Source organism: Corallococcus sp. AB049A, from assembly GCF_003668885.1.
GTDB classification, from domain to species: domain Bacteria; phylum Myxococcota; class Myxococcia; order Myxococcales; family Myxococcaceae; genus Corallococcus; species Corallococcus interemptor.
On record NZ_RAWL01000847.1, the window covers coordinates 1 to 854 of the forward strand.

Sequence of the window (854 nt, forward strand, 5' to 3'; positions counted from 1 at the left end):
GGCACGGACTGGGGAAGCACCGGGGCGGGCTCCGTGGGATGCGGCGGATGGCCGCGGGCGCACGGAGTTGTAGCACGCGGGGTGAGTCAGCCGCCCGGGCCCCCCACCTGTCAGGTCCACCTGTGTCCGCCAGCCCTCTGTCCTGCCGGGCGGAGGTACCCGGGGCCGGCGGAAGCGGTTATGAAGCGCCGCCATGACCCGCCCCGTCCGCATCTCTCCGTCGCTGCTCTCTTCTGATTTCAGCCGCCTGGGTGAGGAGGTCCGCGCCATCGAGGCCGCCGGCGCGGATTGGATTCACGTGGATGTCATGGATGGCAGGTTTGTGCCCAACATCACGTTGGGGCCGGTCATCGTGGAGGCCATCAAGCGGGTGGCGACGAAGCCGCTGGACGTGCACCTGATGATTGTGGAGCCGGAGAAGTACGTGGAGGCCTTCGCGAAGGCGGGGGCGGACGTGCTGACGGTGCACCAGGAGGCGAGCCCGCACCTTCACCGCACGTTGCAGGCCATCCGCAACGCGGGGTCGAAGCCGGCGGTGGTGTTGAACCCGGGCACGCCGCTGTCGGCGATCGAAGAGGTGCTGGGGGACGTGGACATGGTGCTGTTGATGAGCGTGAACCCGGGGTTCGGGGGGCAGTCGTTCATCGAGTCCACGGTGGACAAGGTCCGCCGGCTGCGCGCGATGTTGGACGCGCGCGGGCTGAAGGACGTGGACATCGAGGTGGACGGCGGCATCAACGCCCAGACGGCGAAGCGCGTGGTGGACGCGGGGGCGACGGTGCTGGTGGCGGGCAGCTACGTGTTTGGCGCGAAGGACTACGCGCAGGCCATCCGGTCGCTGCGGCCCTCGTGAG

At 69.3% G+C, this 854-nt stretch carries 1 protein-coding gene; it reads left to right on the forward strand.

The annotated features are described in order from the left end of the window. The first annotated feature begins 193 nt into the window (after positions 1–193). Positions 194–853 carry a ribulose-phosphate 3-epimerase gene (rpe, locus tag D7X55_RS39850; protein ID WP_121725713.1) on the forward strand — a complete coding sequence of 220 codons (660 nt, stop codon included), beginning with the start codon at positions 194–196 and terminating at the stop codon, positions 851–853. Position 854: the final 1 nt, after the last annotated feature.